Source organism: Streptomyces sp. NPDC001219 (assembly GCF_053597915.1).
Genome location: NZ_JBSFJF010000033.1, coordinates 59,663 through 75,144 on the forward strand (window position 1 = coordinate 59,663; position 15,482 = coordinate 75,144).

13 protein-coding genes are annotated in these 15,482 nt (G+C 73.2%); 5 read left to right on the forward strand and 8 right to left on the reverse strand.

The window, feature by feature from the left end; translation table 11 throughout:
- Positions 1-83: 83 nt before the first annotated feature.
- Complete coding sequence (locus ACWC9R_RS21605) at positions 84-1,277, reverse strand: lipid-transfer protein (protein WP_450733712.1); 1,194 nt, start codon at positions 1,275-1,277, stop codon at positions 84-86.
- Positions 1,278-1,311: 34 nt separating this feature from the next.
- The gene (locus tag ACWC9R_RS21610; protein WP_450733714.1) at positions 1,312-3,525 is read right to left on the reverse strand and encodes an acyl-CoA dehydrogenase; all 2,214 of its coding nucleotides are present in this window, start codon (positions 3,523-3,525) and stop codon (positions 1,312-1,314) included.
- 625 nt (positions 3,526-4,150) lie between these two features.
- On the opposite strand from ACWC9R_RS21610, the gene ACWC9R_RS21615 reads away from it, so the two are divergent.
- The 4 genes from ACWC9R_RS21615 to ACWC9R_RS21630 all read left to right on the forward strand — a co-directional run bounded on the left by ACWC9R_RS21615 (position 4,151) and on the right by ACWC9R_RS21630 (position 7,929).
- The gene (locus ACWC9R_RS21615) at positions 4,151-4,810 is read left to right on the forward strand and encodes a class I SAM-dependent methyltransferase (RefSeq protein ID WP_450733716.1); all 660 of its coding nucleotides are present in this window, start codon (positions 4,151-4,153) and stop codon (positions 4,808-4,810) included.
- 19 nt (positions 4,811-4,829) lie between these two features.
- Positions 4,830-5,747 (forward strand): N-acetylmuramoyl-L-alanine amidase, encoded by a 918-nt coding sequence (locus tag ACWC9R_RS21620; protein WP_450733718.1) that lies wholly within the window; start codon positions 4,830-4,832, stop codon positions 5,745-5,747.
- A 197-nt stretch (positions 5,748-5,944) separates the two neighbouring features.
- Positions 5,945-6,760 (forward strand): DUF5336 domain-containing protein, encoded by an 816-nt coding sequence (locus tag ACWC9R_RS21625; RefSeq protein WP_450733720.1) that lies wholly within the window; start codon positions 5,945-5,947, stop codon positions 6,758-6,760.
- Positions 6,761-6,918: 158 nt separating this feature from the next.
- A complete protein-coding gene (locus tag ACWC9R_RS21630; protein ID WP_450733721.1) occupies positions 6,919-7,929 on the forward strand; it encodes an LLM class F420-dependent oxidoreductase in 1,011 nt (336 codons plus the stop codon).
- Positions 7,930-7,943: 14 nt separating this feature from the next.
- Here ACWC9R_RS21630 and ACWC9R_RS21635 read toward each other — a convergent pair whose 3' ends face one another.
- From ACWC9R_RS21635 to ACWC9R_RS21650, 4 genes are all read right to left on the reverse strand, one after another.
- Entirely contained in the window at positions 7,944-8,747 is an 804-nt protein-coding gene (locus tag ACWC9R_RS21635; RefSeq protein WP_450733723.1) for a maleylpyruvate isomerase N-terminal domain-containing protein, read from the reverse strand.
- A gap of 181 nt (positions 8,748-8,928) precedes the next feature.
- Positions 8,929-9,999 (reverse strand): prenyltransferase/squalene oxidase repeat-containing protein, encoded by a 1,071-nt coding sequence (locus ACWC9R_RS21640; RefSeq protein WP_450733724.1) that lies wholly within the window; start codon positions 9,997-9,999, stop codon positions 8,929-8,931.
- Positions 9,996-10,838, reverse strand: coding sequence for a class I SAM-dependent methyltransferase (locus ACWC9R_RS21645; protein WP_450733725.1), 843 nt, complete (start codon positions 10,836-10,838; stop codon positions 9,996-9,998). The genes ACWC9R_RS21640 and ACWC9R_RS21645 overlap by 4 nt, the downstream gene beginning before the upstream one ends.
- A 70-nt stretch (positions 10,839-10,908) precedes the next feature.
- Positions 10,909-12,318, reverse strand: a complete 1,410-nt coding sequence (locus tag ACWC9R_RS21650; protein ID WP_450733726.1) for a glycosyltransferase family 4 protein — start codon at positions 12,316-12,318, stop codon at positions 10,909-10,911.
- A gap of 239 nt (positions 12,319-12,557) precedes the next feature.
- On the opposite strand from ACWC9R_RS21650, the gene ACWC9R_RS21655 reads away from it, so the two are divergent.
- The gene (locus ACWC9R_RS21655; RefSeq protein ID WP_450733728.1) at positions 12,558-13,232 is read left to right on the forward strand and encodes a TetR family transcriptional regulator; all 675 of its coding nucleotides are present in this window, start codon (positions 12,558-12,560) and stop codon (positions 13,230-13,232) included.
- A 295-nt stretch (positions 13,233-13,527) separates the two neighbouring features.
- Here the strand turns inward: ACWC9R_RS21655 and ACWC9R_RS21660 are convergent, their stop codons facing one another.
- A complete protein-coding gene (locus ACWC9R_RS21660; RefSeq protein WP_450733729.1) occupies positions 13,528-13,761 on the reverse strand; it encodes a ferredoxin in 234 nt (77 codons plus the stop codon).
- Positions 13,761-15,212 (reverse strand): aldehyde dehydrogenase, encoded by a 1,452-nt coding sequence (locus ACWC9R_RS21665; RefSeq protein ID WP_450733731.1) that lies wholly within the window; start codon positions 15,210-15,212, stop codon positions 13,761-13,763. Before ACWC9R_RS21665 ends, ACWC9R_RS21660 begins: the two co-directional genes overlap by 1 nt.
- Positions 15,213-15,482 lie beyond the last annotated feature (270 nt).

Below are 15,482 nucleotides of genomic sequence, written 5' to 3' on the forward strand. Positions count from 1 at the left end.
TGCCCTGCCCACCGGTGTGGCCGACCGGCTCCGTGGCCAAGGCGACGCCCGGCCCCCCGGCCCCCGCCCCCTCCCAACCTTCCTCACCTGCGCAGCATCGTCACCACCGCGGCGCCGCCCAGGCCGATGTTGTGGGCCAGGCCCACCCGGGCGCCGGGGACCTGGCGTCCGCCCGCGGTGCCGCGCAGCTGCCAGACCAGTTCGGCGGCCTGTGCCAGGCCCGTCGCGCCCAGCGGGTGCCCCTTGGAGATCAGACCGCCGGACGGATTGACCACCCATTGGCCGCCGTGGGTCGTGGCGCCGTCGGCGACCAGCTTCCCCGACTCCCCGTCCGCGCACATGCCCAGCGCCTCGTAGGTCAGCAGCTCATTGACCGAGAAGCAGTCGTGCAGCTCGATGACGTCCACGTCCTCGATGCCGAGTCCGGAGGCCGCGTACACCTGCCGGGACGCGGCCCGGGACATCGGTTTGCCGACGACGTCGATGCACGACCCGCTCGCGAAGCTCTCCTCGGTGTCCGTCGTCATGGCCTGCGCGACGATCTCCACCGCCCGGTCGGCCAGCCCGTGTTCCCGTACGAACCGCTCGGAGGCGATCACGGCGGCGGCCGCACCGTCGGAGGTCGGCGAGCACTGCAGCTTGGTCAGCGGCCGGTGGATGGTCTTGGCGGCGAGGACCTCCTCGACCGTGTGGACGTCCTGGAACTGGGCGTTCGGGTTGTGGGCGGAGTGCCGGTGGTTCTTGGCGCCGACGGCGGCGAGCTGTTCGGCGGTGGTGCCGTAGCGTTCCATGTGCTCACGGGCCGCGTTGCCGAAGATCTGGGCGGTGGGCGGCGTCCTCTCGAAACCGTGCGCGGCGGCCATCACTCCGTAGTGGCGCGCCACCGGCGAGGTGGCGAAGTCGCCGCCGTCCGCGCCGCCGCCCAGCGCGCCCCGTTTCATCTTCTCGAAGCCCAGGGCCAGGACACAGTCGTTGAGGCCGGACGCGACGAACTGGCGGGCCATCATCAGCGCGGTCGAGCCGGTCGCGCAGTTGTTGTTGACGTTGTAGACGGGGATACCGGTCAGGCCCAGTTCGTAGGCGGCGCGCTGGCCGGCCGTCGAGGCCTGGTAGCAGTAGCCCACCGGCAGCTGCTCGACCGCCTCGTAGCCGATCCCGGCGTCCGCGAGCGCCGCGCCGCCCGCCTCCTTCGCCATGTCCCAGTACTGCCACTCGCGGGTCTCGGGCTTCTCGAAGCGGGTCATCCCGACGCCGACGATGTACGCCTTGCCAGCCATGTGTGTCCTCCTGGAGGTGGCCGAGTCCGGGGAGTCAGATCAGGGGGCGGGGCTCCGGGTCGCGGGGCAGGCCCAGCAGCCGCTCCGCGACGACGTTGAGCTGCACCTGGGTGGTGCCGCCGGCGATGGTCAGACAGCGCGACATCAGGAAGCCCTGCAGGGCCCGCTCACCGGCCCCTTCGCGCACCGCGCCGGCCGGGCCGAGCAGCTCCAGCGCCAGCTCGGCGACCTTCTGCTGGTGCGGGGTCTGCACCAGCTTGCGGATGCTGGCACCGGCCCCCGGCTCCAGCCCCGACACCTGCTGGAGGGTGGTGCGCAGCCCGATGCAGCCGAGCGCGTGCGCCTCGGCGGCCAGTGCGCCCACTCGCGCCCGCACCGATCCGTCCAGCCCGGCGGCCCGTTCCAGGAGCGCCGCCAGACCGGTGTCGAAGGCCAACTGGTCGGCCATGTGGACGCGTTCGTTGTCCAGGGTGGTGCGGGCGACCTTCCAGCCGTTGTCGACCTCGCCGACCACCGCGTCGGCGGGCAGCAGCACGTCGTCGAAGTAGACCTCGTTGAAGAGCGATGCGCCGGTGATCTCCTTCAGCGGGCGGATGTCGATGCCCGGGGCCGTCATGTCGACGAGGAAGAAGGTCAGCCCCCTGTGCTTGGGCGCGTCCGGGTCGGTGCGGGCCAGCAGGATGCCGTGGCTCGCCCCCTGCGCGGCGGAGGTCCACACCTTCTGGCCGTTGATCCGCCAGCCGCCGTCCGGCGTCCTCTCGGCGCGGGTGCGCAGGGCGGCCAGGTCCGAGCCGGCCTCGGGTTCGGAGAACAGCTGGCACCAGAGCAGATCACCGCGCAGCGACGGCAGCAGGTAGCGCTCCCGCTGCTCCGGGGTGCCGTGGGCGATCAGCGAGGGCACGACCCAGGTGGCGATGCCCAGATCGCTGATCCGGACCTCGGCGGCGGCCAGTTCCTGCTGGATCGCCAGCTGTTGTACGGGGCCGGCGCCCAGTCCGTGGGGCTCGGGGAGGTGCGGTGCGGCATAGCCGGTGGGGGCCAGGGCGCGGCGCACGGCCGCGGGGTCGAGGCCGCGGACGCCGTCGATGACCGTGCGGGCCTCGGCGCGGAACTCCGCCGCCTCGTCGGGGAGTTCCAGGTGCAGCGGGCGCCGGGCGCCGTCGGCTGCGAGCCGCGCGGCCCGCAGCCGGTGGGTGTCGCCGCCGCCGAGGAGCTGGCGGGCGACGGTCGCCCGCCGCAGGTGGAGGTGGGCGTCGTGCTCCCAGGTGAAGCCGATGCCGCCGAGGATCTGGATGCAGTCCTTGGCGCAGCTGACGGCGGCGTCCAGGGCGGTGGCGGTGGCCAGTGCCGCGACCAGTCCGCGGACCGCGGGCGGCTCGTCCAGCGCGCGGGCCGCGTCCCAGACCAGGGCGGCGGCCTGCTCGTAGCGGACGAGCATGTCGGCGCAGAGGTGTTTGACCGCCTGGAACTGGCCTATGGGGCGGCCGAACTGCTCGCGGACCGCGGCGTACGCGGCGGCGGTGCGCAGTGCCCAGGAGGCCGTGCCGCAGCTCTCGGCGGCCCACAGCACCCCGGCCAGATCGCGGACCAGGTCACTGTCGACGCCGAGCCGCCGCCCGGCGGGCACCGGCACTCCGTGCGCGCTCACCTCGGCGGTCGGCCGGGTCGGGTCGGCGCTCTCCTGGACGCGTACGGTCAGCGTCCCGGCGTCGACGGCGAGCCAGACGGTCTCCCCCGGCGCTGCCGCGGCGCCGCCCGGGGACGCGGTGACCTCCGCGGCCAGCACCAGCAGATCCGCGTCGGCTCCGGCCAGGACCGGGGGCGCGGTGCCGTCCAGGACATAGCCGTCGGGGCCTTCGGCGGCGGTGAGCGTGCCGGTGCCGAGTGCGACGGCGCCGATGCGTGCGCCGGTGGCGAGGTCCCGTACGAGGGCCGGGGCGCCGCCGCGGTGCAGGAGGGCGGCCGCGAGGGTGGTGGGCAGACAGGGGCCGGGGAACGCGGCGCGGCCCAACTCCTCCAGCACCACGGCGAGGTCGAGCAGGTCACCGCCCCCGCCGCCGTCGGCCTCGGGGAGGTGGAGGCCGAGCAGGCCCTGGGCGGCGAGCTGGTCCCAGTACGCGGGGCGCCCGGGGCGCGCGGGCGCGGTGTCGAGCAGCTTGCGCACCGCTTCGGGCGGCATCGCCCGCGCGGCCCAGCCGCCCGCCGCCTCGGCCAGGTCACGTTGCTCTTGCGTGATTCCAATGCCCATGCGGGGCAGGCTAGAACACGTTTCATTCTGACGGAAGGTCAGGTGAGGCCCGGCTCGGGCGCATTGCCGGGGGAGGTCTGGCGTAGCGCCCGGGGCGGGCACGGCCCGTCGCCCGGGGCAGGTCCCCGCGTATCTCACGGGACAGGCACGACCCCTCGCCCGGGACAGGTCCGGCGCACCACCCGGGAACGCCCGCAGCCCGCCACCGGATGACGGCCTCCCCTACCCCACCCCGCCGGGCGCCGGTCCGAACCGCGGGGATTCTCCGGGGAACGGTGCGGATGCGCGCAGGAAACGGTCCGATGAATTCCGCCGCGGAACTCATTTCGCCCGCTCTTCCCTCCGACTCTCCCCCGTCTCATCCCTCTCCGGCACACTCCCGGCACCCCCGACTCTCCCGCCCCCCGAATTCACCGCTTTCGGGCATCACGGAAACCGTCGGCGATAAAACGGCGGGAAGAGTGGGAGAACTGACCGGAACCCGGCGGGAACCGCCGGGTCTCCCGGCGCGGGAAATGTGAACCGCCGTTCCGATATCCGAATGCCCCGACCGGGACACCCGCACGCCGCGCGCGCCGCCGCGTACGGCACGATGAGCCCCTGACCGCACCACAGGAGGAAGCCCATGCCCGCTCCCACGGCTCCGAACGCTCCGCAGCCGGAGATACTCGCCGCTTTCGAGGCGGCGAAGGGCTTCATGCCCGTGGACGAGGGCCTCGCCCTGTACGCGGCGGCGGCCGAGGCGGGCACGCTCGGGCTGCCGCTGGTGGAGGTCGGCACCTACTGCGGCCGGTCCACGATCCTGCTCGCCGACGCCGCACGCGGCGCCGGGGTCCTCGCCGTCACCGTCGACCACCACCGGGGCAGCGAGGAGCAGCAGCCCGGGTGGGAGTACCACGACCCGACCGTCGTGGACCCCGAGGTCGGCCGGATGGACACGCTGCCCACCTTCCGCCGCACGCTGCACGCCGCGGGCCTGGAGGACCAGGTGATCGCCCTGGTGGGCCGGTCGCCGCAGGCCGCGGCCGTCTGGCAGGCCCCGGTGGGTCTGGTCTTCATCGACGGCGGGCACACCGACGAGCACGCCACCGCCGACTACGAGGGCTGGGCCCCGCATGTCGCGCCCGGCGGGCTGCTGGTCATCCACGATGTCTTCGCGGACCCGGCGGACGGCGGCCAGGCCCCGTACCGCGTCTACCGCAGGGCCCTGGAGTCCGGCGCGTTCACCGAGGTCTCGTCCCACCGGTCGCTGCACGTCCTGCGGCGCACCGGACCGGGCATCTGAGCGGGCTACGATCGCGATCGTGTCGAACGGCAGTTCTCTCCCCCCGCGCCGCCGCCTGCGCGGCACCCTCCTCGTCGTGCTGGCCGCCGTGGTGGTCGCCGGCCTGGGCTGGCTGGCCTGGCGCTCGTCGGGCGGTGACGGCGGGCCGGGAGCCGGGCAGCCCTCGCCGGGCGACGGGGCGCGGCATGACGCCGGGGGCCCGACCGGGCCCGGCGCCGGCCACACCCCGGGCGCCAAGGACTCCGCGGACCGCGGGCCGCGCGACCGGCTCAAGGGCAAGGTCGTGGTGCTCGACCCCGGGCACAATCCGCACAACGCCGAGCACGGCCGGGAGATCGCCCGGCAGGTGGACATCGGCAACGCCCACAAGGAGTGCGACACCACCGGCACCGCCACCAACGACGGGTACGCCGAGGCCTCGTTCACCCTGGACGTGGCCCGCCGGGCCCGTACGCTCCTGCGGGCCGAGGGCGCGAAGGTCGTCCTCACCCAGGACGGCGACCGCCCCTACGGGCCGTGCGTGGACAAGCGCGCGGGCATCGGGAACACGGCGCACGCGGATGCCGCGCTGTCGATCCACGCCGACGGTTCGGGCACCGGCAACCGCGGCTTCCATGTGATCCTGCCCGCCCGCGTCACGGACGGCCCGGCCGACACCGCCGCGATCACCGGACCCTCGCGCCGGCTGGGTGAGGGGCTGGCCGAGCGGTTCCGGGCAGTTACCGGAAGCGCCGCCTCCAATTACATCGGCGGCGGCACCGGACTCGACAAGCGCGCGGATCTCGGCGGCCTCAACCTCTCCACGGTGCCGAAGGTGTTCATCGAGTGCGGCAATATGCGCGACCCGAAGGACGCCGCGCAATTGACCGACACCGGCTGGCGGCAAAAGGCGGCACGCGGGATCACCGAGGGCATTACGGACTTCTTGACGCACTGACCGGCCTCGGACCGGCTCCGGAACCCGCCCGGCACCCCCCTCCGGCGCGACATACCGATAGCGCGCGGAAACCAGCAGGACGGGCCGCCGGATTCGGCGACGGGTTCCCCTTTACGATAGGTGGCCACCGCCGTGCCTCGCACTGGCGCACCGCGACAGCGACGACCGGACCCACGAAACCGACAAAGGACCTTTACGTGAACATCCGCTCCCTCACTCGAGGCGACGGCGTGGTGATCGGAGCAGCGGTGCTGCTGTTCATCGCCTCGTTCCTCTCTACCGCCGGCGGCCCCTTCCCCAGCTTCAACGCCTGGGACTCGGTGTCCGGCCTGATGAGCGTGTACCTGGCCGGGGTGATCGGCGCGGCGATCATCATCGCCAGCCGTGCGCTGCCGCAGCCGCGCAAGGTCGCCGGTCTCGACCTCGGCCAGTTCGGCGTCGCCCTCACCGTGTTCGCGGCCTGGACGGCGTTCTGGGCCCTCATCGGCAGCAACAGCGCCGGCCCCGGCCTCATCATCGGCCTGATCGCCGCCCTGATCCTGGCCGGCGGCGCCGTCGCCTCGCCGCTGCTCCCGCCGCTCCAGGCCGCCCTGATCGGCGCCCCGAAGCCGCAGGCCGCCGCCCCCTACGGGGCCGGCCCCAACCCGGGTTACGGCTACCCCGGCGCGCAGCAGCAGGCGAGCCAGGGCTACGGCTACCCCGGCACCCAGCAGCAGGCGCAGCCGCAGGCCGCCCAGCCCCACGGCCAGCAGATGCCGATGGACGGCACGGCCGGCGGTGCGATGGGAGCCGCCCCGGCGGCCGGTGCCCCGGCGGAGTTCGCGCCGTTCTGGTTCGCGGTGCCCGTCGCGCGCCCGCTGTACGGCGAGGACGGCGCCCCCGCGCCGATCGCCGAACTGGCGCCCGGCACCTGGTACCTGGCGGTGGACCAGCGCGGCCAGGCGCTGATCGCGCAGACCCAGGACGGCCGGCGCGGTGTCCTCCAGGACACCACCGGCATCCAGCGCGGCTGACACCCGGACGCACAGCGGTCCTTTCACGGCCCCTCGCCCCTGCGGGTGGGGGGCCGTTGCGCTGCCGGCGGCCCGGCCGTACAGTTCGCGGACATCGACCTGACGCAGTGTCAGCTATCCGTGGGACGGCACCCGTCCGCCGGAGAGGGGCGACCGGTATGCGACTCGGACTGGCACTGGGCTACTGGGGCCGCGGCCCGGACCCCCGGCACCTCGAACTCGCCCGCGCGGCCGAGCGGCTGGGCTACGACTCGGTGTGGACCGCGGAGGCCTGGGGCTCGGACGCCTTCACCGCGCTCACCTGGATCGCCGCCCACACCTCCCGCATCAAACTGGGCACCGGTATCGCGCAGATGGCGGCCCGCACCCCCACCGCCACCGCGATGCACGCACTGACCCTCGACCATCTCTCCGGCGGCCGCGTGCTGCTGGGCCTGGGGCTGTCCGGACCTCAGGTCGTCGAGGGGTGGTACGGACGGCCGTTCCCCAGGAGCCCGCTGACCGCCACCCGCGAGTACGTCGACGTGATCCGCCAAGTGCTGCGCAGGGAAGGGCCGGTGGAGACCAGCGGGGCCTTCCACCCGCACCCCTACCGCGGCCCGGACGGCACCGGCCTGGGCAGACCGCTCAAGCCCATCACCCACCCGCTGCGCGCGCGGCTCCCCGTCCTGCTGGGCGCGGAGGGTCCCAAGAACATCGCCCAGACGACCCGGATCGCCGACGGCTGGCTGCCGCTGTACTGGTCACCGCAGCGCGCCGACGTCTACCGGGCGTCGCTCACACAGGCCCCGGAGGGCTTCCTCATCGCCCCCATGGCCCGCGCCGTGGTCTGTGACGACGTCGCCGAGGGGCTGCTTCCGGTCAAGGCGATGCTCGGCTTCTACATCGGCGGGATGGGGCACGCCGCCCGGAACTTCCACGCCGACCTGATGGCCCGGATGGGCTATGCGGAGGAGGCCCGGCGGGTGCAGCGGCTCTTCCTCGAAGGCCGCAGGCAGGAGGCGGTGCAGGCGGTACCGGACGCCTTCGCCGACGAGATCTCGCTGGTCGGGCCGCGCGAACGGATAGCGGAGCGGCTGGAGTTGTGGCGCGCGGGGCCGGTCACCGATCTGCTGGTCACCGCCCCCGACCCGGACACGCTGCGGGTGCTGGCCGAGCTGAACTCCTGACGGCCGCGGACGGCTCAGCCGAACGAGGCCCACTCCAGCCACCGGTCGAACACCGCGCGCTCGCCCAGCACCTCGACCCGGCCGCTGTCGGCGGGCTGCCTGCGGTAGATCACGGTCAGCAGGTCGGTGAGCGGGCCGCGGACGGCGACGGTGGCCTTCTCATGGGTGCGGCGATGGGCGAGCCGGTCGCCGGAGAGGTCGAGGAGCCACTCGGCGTTCAGCTCGGGCGGGGCGTCGGTGGCGTGCAGATGCAGGGAACGGCCGGGGCCGAAGAGCTGGGCCGCCGCTTCCGCGCGGTGCTCCGTGACCAGCGGCAGGGCGCACAACTGCAGCCACTCCTCCAGGCAGTCGGCGGCGACCTCGGGCGGGACGTCGAAGGCGGTGCCCGCGGTGCGTGCCGCGTCGGCGCGGTGGATCACCGTCTCATGGGTCATCCGGCGGGCCCAGAAGCCCGCCCGTCGCACCGGCGCCCAGGTCCACACCTCGGCGTCGGGACCGGCCTCACGCAGCGCCGCCACGGCCTGTTCGGCGCCGTCCGCGAGCCAGGCGTCCAGCGCCGCCGCGTCATCCTTGCCGGGCCCGTCGCCCTCGGGGATGTCGGCCTCGTCGAGGTCCGTGGTGGCCCGGGTGGCGACGAGGGCGGCGGCCCAGCGGTGCGCACCGCCCAGATGCCGGGCGAGGTCGGCCAGCGTCCAGTCCGGGCAGGTGGGCACGGTCGCGGACGGCTCGGCGTCGCGCAGGATCGCCCGGAACTTCGTGGTCTCGTCCAGTATCCGGGCGCAGTAGGCCTCATGGCTGAGGGAGCCTTGGAGTGTCATGCGGCGCACAGTAGCGGGAGGGTTCGCGGGGCGGCCTCCCCTTTTCGCGCCGGGGCGGGCGGCCCTGCCGGACCTTGCGCGGCGGCTGTTGGCCGGCGGCCGCTGACCGGCGGCCCGTACGGGATGGTCCGTACGGGCCGCGGGCTACGGTCCTGAGTGACGGCCCGTACGGGCCGCGGGCCTAGCGGCAGCAGTCCGGGTCGAGTCCCGTCGGCAGCTGCTCGCCGCTGAAGACCGTGGTGGTGGCCTCGTCTCCGCCGAGGGCGGCCACCGCGAGCAGCAGCGAACCGGCCGTCCAGGAGGTGCGTTCGCGGGGCCAGACCGCGTCGTCGTCGAAGACGTAGCCGGTCCAGTACATGCCGTCCTCGGCGCGGAGGTGCTGAATCCACTTGAGGATCTGTACGGCCCGCTCGGACTCCCCCATCGCCCACAGGGCGAGCGCCAGTTCCGCGCTCTCCCCGCCGGTGACCCAGGGGTTGGGCAGCACACAGCGCACCCCCAGGCCGGGCACGACGAACTCCTCCCAGTCCGCGTCGATGCGCTCACGGGCCTGGGCGCCACGGACCGCGCCGCCGAGGATCGGGTAGTACCAGTCCATGGAGTAGCGGGACTTGTCCAGGAACCGTTCGGGGTGGCTGCGTATCGCATGGCCCAGGCGGCCGACGGCCAGCTCCCAGTCGGGCTGCGGCTCCTCGCGCTGTTCGGCGAGCGCCAGCGCGCAGCGCAGCGCCTGGTAGATGGAGGACGAGCCGGTCAGCAGCGCCTCGTTGACGGGGGTGCCGTCGTCCTCGCGCTTCCAGCCGATCTCGCCGCCGGGCTGCTGGAGCTCCAGGACGAACTCGGTCGCGGCGTGCACCGCCGGCCACATCCGGTCGAGGAAGGCCTCGTCGCCGGTGGACAGGTAGTGGTGCCAGACGCCGACCGCGAGATACGCGCAGAAGTTGGTCTCCCGGCCGCGGTCGGTGGGGGCCTCGGCGTCGCCGTCGTCGTAGGCCGCGTACCAGGACCCGTCCGGGTTCTGGTGCCGCACCAGCCAGTCGTACGCGGCCTCGGCGCGCTCGTGTTCGCCGGCCGCGTCCAGGGCCATGGCGGCCTCGGTGTGGTCCCACGGATCGAGGTGGTGGCCCCGGAACCAGGGGATCGCGCCGTCCGGCCGCTGGGTCGCCAGGATGCCGGCCACCGTGCGGGCGGCCTGCTCGGCGGTGAGCACCCCCGGCAGGACGAGCCGTTCGGTACGTCCGGGACTCGTCACTTGGCGGCCCCGGCAGCAGGCTTGGCGGACGCCTTGGAGGAACGCCGGGAGGAGGGCTTGGCGGTCGCCTTGGCACCCGACTTGGCCGACGGCTCGGCCGCGGGCTCGGCCGCGGCCTCCTCGGGCAGATGCGGCTTGGTGGCGTAGACGACGAAGCTCTTGCCGATGACGGGGTTCAGGGCCCGCTCGGCGAGCCGGGTGGCCAGCGGCTTCTTCATGATGTCCCAGACCAGCAGCTTGTGGTACGCCTGCACCGGCAGCGCCTTGTCGTTGTCCACCCCGAAGGCGCACTTCAGCCACCAGTAGGGGCTGTGCAGCGCATGCGCGTGGTGGGTCCCGTACGGCTCCAGACCGGCCTCGCGTATCTTCCCGACGAGTTCGTCGCCGCGGTAGATGCGGATGTGGCCGCCCTCGACCTCGTGGTAGGCGTCGCTGAGCGTCCAGCAGACCTTCTCGGGGCCGTAGCGGGGGACGGTGACGGCGATCCGGCCGCCGGGGCGCAGCACCCGGACCATCTCGGCGAGCACGCCCTTGTCGTCCGGGATGTGCTCCATCACCTCGGAGATGATCACGACGTCGAAACTGTCGTCGGGGAACGGCAGGTTGAGCGCATCGCCCTCCATGGCGGTGGCGGAGGCGCCCGCCGGGGCCTCACCCGCCTCCTCCATCGCGGCGAACCACTTGGCGACCTCGCGGATCTCCTCGCTGTTCTGGTCGAGGGCGACGACCTGCGCGCCGCGCCGGTAACACTCGAAGGCATGCCGGCCGGCGCCGCACCCCAGGTCGAGCACACGGTCGCCGGGAGCGAGCGGGAAGCGGGAAAAGTCGACGGTCAGCACGGCGTTCTGCTTTCGTCCGGCGGTGGGTGGCGGTGGGGGCTGCGGAAGGAGGTACGGGCCGGGCGGGCCCCTAGACGTGTCCGGCGGGGCTCGGCGCGGCCGAGTTGCCGGTGCCCCCTCCGGACGCGGTCGGGGAGAGGGCGCCGGGCCGGCCGTTCTTCTGGAGGGCGAGGGCCTCGCGGTAGCGCTCGGCGGTGCCGAGGGCGGCCTGACGCCAGGTGAAGCGGGCCAGCACCCGTTCCCGGCCGGCCGCGCCGAGGCGGCGGCGCAGCTCCTCGTCGCCCAGGAGGCGGAGCAGCCCGCCCGCCAGCGCACCGGCGTCCCCCGGGGGCACCGCGAGACAGGTCTCGCCGTCCGGTCCTGCGACCTCGGGGATGGCGCCGCCGGTGGTGGCCAGCAGCGGCGTGCCGGTGGCCATCGCCTCGGCGGCGGGCAGCGAGAACCCCTCGTACAGGGAGGGGACACAGGCGATCTGGGCGCTGCGCACCAGGTCGACGAGTTCGGGGTCGCTGATGCCCTTGACGAACTCGACGGCGCCGGACAGTCCGAGCCGTTCGATGGCGGCGGCGACCGGCCCGTCGTCGGCACGCTTGCCGACGACCACCAGATGCGCGTCGGGGTGCTCGGTGCGCACCTTGGCGAGCGCCTCGACGAGGTGGATCAGCCCCTTGAGGGGGACGTCCGCGCTGGAGGTGGTGACGATCCGGCCCGGCACCTCGGGCACCGCGGCATCTGGCGAGAACAGGTCGGTGTCGGCGCCGATGTGCACCACGTGGATGCGGTCGGCGGACACCCCGAGGTCGTCGACGATCTCCTGGCGGGAGGAGCCGGAGACGGTCAGCACGGACGGCAGCCGGCGGGCCACCCGCTTCTGCATCCGGGTGAAGCCGTACCAGCGGCGGACGGAGGCCCGGCGCCGCCAGTTGTCGGCGGCCGCCAGGTCGAGCCGCCGGTCGACGGTGATGGGGTGGTGGATGGTGGTGACCAGCGGGGCACCGAGGGCGCCGGGGCCGCCGAGCAGGCCGTAGCCGAGGGTCTGGTTGTCGTGGACCACGTCGAACTGGCCGCGGCGGGCGGCGAGATGGCGCCGGGCCCGCAGCGAGAAGGTCAGCGGCTCGGGGAAGCCGCCGGTCCACATCGTGCCGACCTCCAGGGCGTCGATCCAGTCGCGGTACTCGCCGCGCTTCGGCGTGCGGAACGGGTCCGGCTGACGGTAGAGGTCCAGGCTGGGCAGCTCGGTGAGGGTCACCCCGTCGTCGACGACGGGGTAGGGCTGGGCGCCGATGACCTCGACGGAGTGCCCGAGGCGGGCCAGTTCGCGCGAGAGGTGGCGTACGTAGACGCCCTGTCCGCCGCAGAACGGGTTCCCCTTATACGTGAGCATCGCGATCCGCAGGGGACGCTCGCCGTTCGACGGGGCGGAGGCCGGGGAGGCCTCTGCGGGGCGAGGCGCGGCTGCCTGGACGGCCTCTGCGGTCACGCTCGGCCCCCTTCTCACTGGACTTTCGCCGGAGCGTAACCGCTGGCGGTAATCTAGAACAAGTTTCAGAACTGATTGGCTACTGATCAGTTCACCGAGCTTCGAATCTACCGGCCGAGAACGAGGCGAAAAGAGCCGCACCAGGTGATTCGCGCCACCACCCGCCCCCCTGCCATGCTGTGCCGAGCACACCACCGGCACTCGCCGCATCGCGGACGGAATGCCACGGAATGGGAAATATGACTACGGAATCCAAGGCGGCCAGACCGACCCTTCCCGCGAGTCCTCCCCTGACCGAGCGTCAGGAGGCCCGGCGCCGCCGCATCCTGCACACCAGCGCAAAGCTGGCGTCCCGTGGTGGCTTCGACGCCGTGCAGATGCGCGAGGTCGCCGAGTCCTCGGGCGTCGCGCTCGGCACCCTCTACCGCTACTTCCCCTCCAAGGTGCACCTGCTGGTCGCCACCATGCAGGACCAGCTCCAGCACATGCACGAAACGCTGCGCAAACGCCCGCCGTCGGAGCAGGACCCGGGCGCACGGGTCGCCCAGACCCTGATGCGGGCCTTCCGCGCGCTGCAGCGCGAACCGCATCTGGCGGACGCGATGGTGCGCGCGTTGACCTTCGCGGACCGCTCCGTCAGCCCCGAGGTGGACACCGTCTCCCGGCTGACCACCGCGATCATCCTCGACGCGATGACCCCGCCCGTCACCCACCACCACCCTTCGCAGGAGCTGGCGCACCCCTCCATCTCGGCCACCCCCGAACAGCTCTCCGCGGTCCGGGTCATCGAGCACACCTGGCACTCGGCTCTGATCACCTGGCTGTCCGGCCGGGCCTCGATCGCCCAGGTGAAGATAGACATCGAGACCGTCTGCCGACTGATCGACCTCACCTCACCCGACCGGGAGAGCTGAAGGGGCCGCTGTAGCGGGAGAGGTGAGACGGCGCCCTAGCGGGAGTGGGGGCGGGCGCCGGCGGGCGTGGGGTGGATGCCGACGCCGGGCGCCCCCCCTTTGCCTTGCCGCGCCGGCGATGGCTTCGCCGTCGTGCGTTAACTCCGCCGCTGCCGCGGGTAGTTGGCCCGCAAGGGGGCCGTCGACCCCCTACGGGACACCACTCCCCGCCCCCTAAGGCCCCGGCTCCGGGCCCCACCCCCGGGGCTCCCGCCCCGCACCCCGGCCGCCCTCCCCCGCTTGGCGGTGCCGCCGCTCATTCCTCCGGCGGGAACACCGCCTCGCCGCTGTCGGCCACGGTGAGGGTGATCGCCTCCACGGGGCACCCCTCGGCGGCCGCCAGGACGTTCTCGGCGGCGTCCGTCTCCGGCGCCACCGGGTGCGACTGCCGGGCCGTGTCCAGCCGGAAGCCGTCCGGGGCCGTGGCGGCGCACATCCCCGACCCGATGCAGACACTCCGGTCCACCACCACCTCCCAGCGGTCCCCCATCAGGCGCCCGCCGGCAGGTGGATCATCTTGTGCTCCAGGTATTCGCCGAAGCCCTCGGGCCCGAACTCCCGGCCGATGCCGGAGTTCTTGTAGCCGCCGAACGGGCCGAGCATGTCGATGCTGAAGGTGTTCACCGAGTACGTACCGGTGCGCACCTGCCGGGCGATCTCGACGCCGTGGTCGACGTCGGCCGTCCACACCGAGCCGGAGAGCCCGTAGTCGGAGTCGTTGGCGATCCGTACCGCCTCCGCCTCGTCGTCGTACGGCAGCAGACAGATGACCGGGCCGAAGATCTCCTCCCGGGCGATCCGCATGGAGTTGGCGACCTCGCCGAACAGGGTCGGCTCGACGTACCAGCCCGTGGGCTGCCCCTCGGGACGGCCGCCGCCCGTGAGCACCTTGGCGCCCTCGCGCTGCCCGAGCGCGATGTAGTCCAGCGAGCGCTGCTGCTGGCGGCGGGCGACCAGCGGGCCGACCTCGGTGGCCGGATCGAGCGGGTCACCGACGGTGAGCGCCGAGGCCGCCGCGGTGAAGCGCTCGGCGATCTCGTCGTAGTGGCTGCGCGGGGCGAGAATCCGTGTCTGGGCCACACAGGCCTGGCCGTTGATCATCCAGGCGAACGGCACGATGCCGGCCACCGCCGCGTCCAGGTCCGCGTCCGGCAGGATCACCGCGGCCGACTTGCCGCCGAGTTCCAGCGTCACCCGGCTGAGGTTGCGGGCGGCGACCTCCATGACCCGCTTGCCGGCCGCCACCGAGCCGGTGAACGACACCTTGTCCACGCCCGGGTGCCCGACCAGGTACTCGCTCACCTCGCGGTCCGCCGGCAGGATCGACAGCACGCCCGGCGGCAGCCCGGCCTCGGTCGCGATCTCCGCGAGCAGGTAGGCGTCCAGCGGGGTCTCCGGTGACACCTTCAGCACCACCGAGCAGCCGGCCAGCAGCGCCGGCGCGAGCTTGGCCGCGGCGGTGAACTGCGGGACGTTCCACGGCACCACGGCCGCGACCACCCCGACCGGCTCCCGGCGCACCAGCAGCGGCCCCAGCACGCCGCTCCGCCGCTCCTCGAACGGGAAGTCGCGGGCCACCGTGAGCGCCGCGTCCCACACCAGCATCGCGGCCAGCGACTGCACCATGACGCCGGAGGTGAACGGGGTGCCGTTCTCGGCGCTGATGACCTTGGCGATCTCCTCGCTGCGGGCCGCGAAGGCGTCCTTGATCCGGGTCACCACCGCGATCCGGTCCGCCAGCGGGGCGTTCGCCCACACCCCGGACGCGAAGGACGTACGGGCCGCGGTCACCGCACGGTCGACATCGGCCCGTGCGGCGTGCGGGACCCGGCCGATGACCTGTTCGGTGTGGGGTGAGACGACCTCGATCGTGTCCCGGCCGGCCGGATCGGCCCATTCACCGCCTATGTAGAGCTTGCCGTGCTCGACGAGGTCGCTCATCGCTGCCGCCTCCTGCGAGTGGGCCGCCCGTCCGGCGAGCCCTGCCGGTTCCCTGTGGTTGCTGCTGTGCCTCGGAACGCGCTTGCTGACGGTGCTTCGGTACGGATGCGGCGCAGCCCGCCGCACCACATCAGGAACTGATACCAGTTCTAGTTGGAGGAGTCCACGGGGCCGCGCGAATCCCAACTCCCCTGGGTGCACGGGGAACTTCAAGCCACCCTGAAACCAGTTCTAGTTATAGTGAGGCCGGGTACCGGGTGTATGCCGCAC

What these genes read in the sequence shown, in the direction of transcription:
- ACWC9R_RS21665 (WP_450733731.1), bottom strand. Translation starts at nt 15,212, where the DNA reads ATGAGCGACCTCGTCGAGCACGGCAAGCTCTACATAGGCGGTGAATGG.
- ACWC9R_RS21615 (WP_450733716.1), top strand. Translation starts at nt 4,151, where the DNA reads ATGCCCGCTCCCACGGCTCCGAACGCTCCGCAGCCGGAGATACTCGCC.
- ACWC9R_RS21660 (WP_450733729.1), bottom strand. Translation starts at nt 13,761, where the DNA reads ATGGGGGACCGCTGGGAGGTGGTGGTGGACCGGAGTGTCTGCATCGGG.
- ACWC9R_RS21630 (WP_450733721.1), top strand. Translation starts at nt 6,919, where the DNA reads ATGCGACTCGGACTGGCACTGGGCTACTGGGGCCGCGGCCCGGACCCC.
- ACWC9R_RS21655 (WP_450733728.1), top strand. Translation starts at nt 12,558, where the DNA reads ATGACTACGGAATCCAAGGCGGCCAGACCGACCCTTCCCGCGAGTCCT.
- ACWC9R_RS21635 (WP_450733723.1), bottom strand. Translation starts at nt 8,747, where the DNA reads ATGACACTCCAAGGCTCCCTCAGCCATGAGGCCTACTGCGCCCGGATA.
- ACWC9R_RS21605 (WP_450733712.1), bottom strand. Translation starts at nt 1,277, where the DNA reads ATGGCTGGCAAGGCGTACATCGTCGGCGTCGGGATGACCCGCTTCGAG.
- ACWC9R_RS21610 (WP_450733714.1), bottom strand. Translation starts at nt 3,525, where the DNA reads ATGGGCATTGGAATCACGCAAGAGCAACGTGACCTGGCCGAGGCGGCG.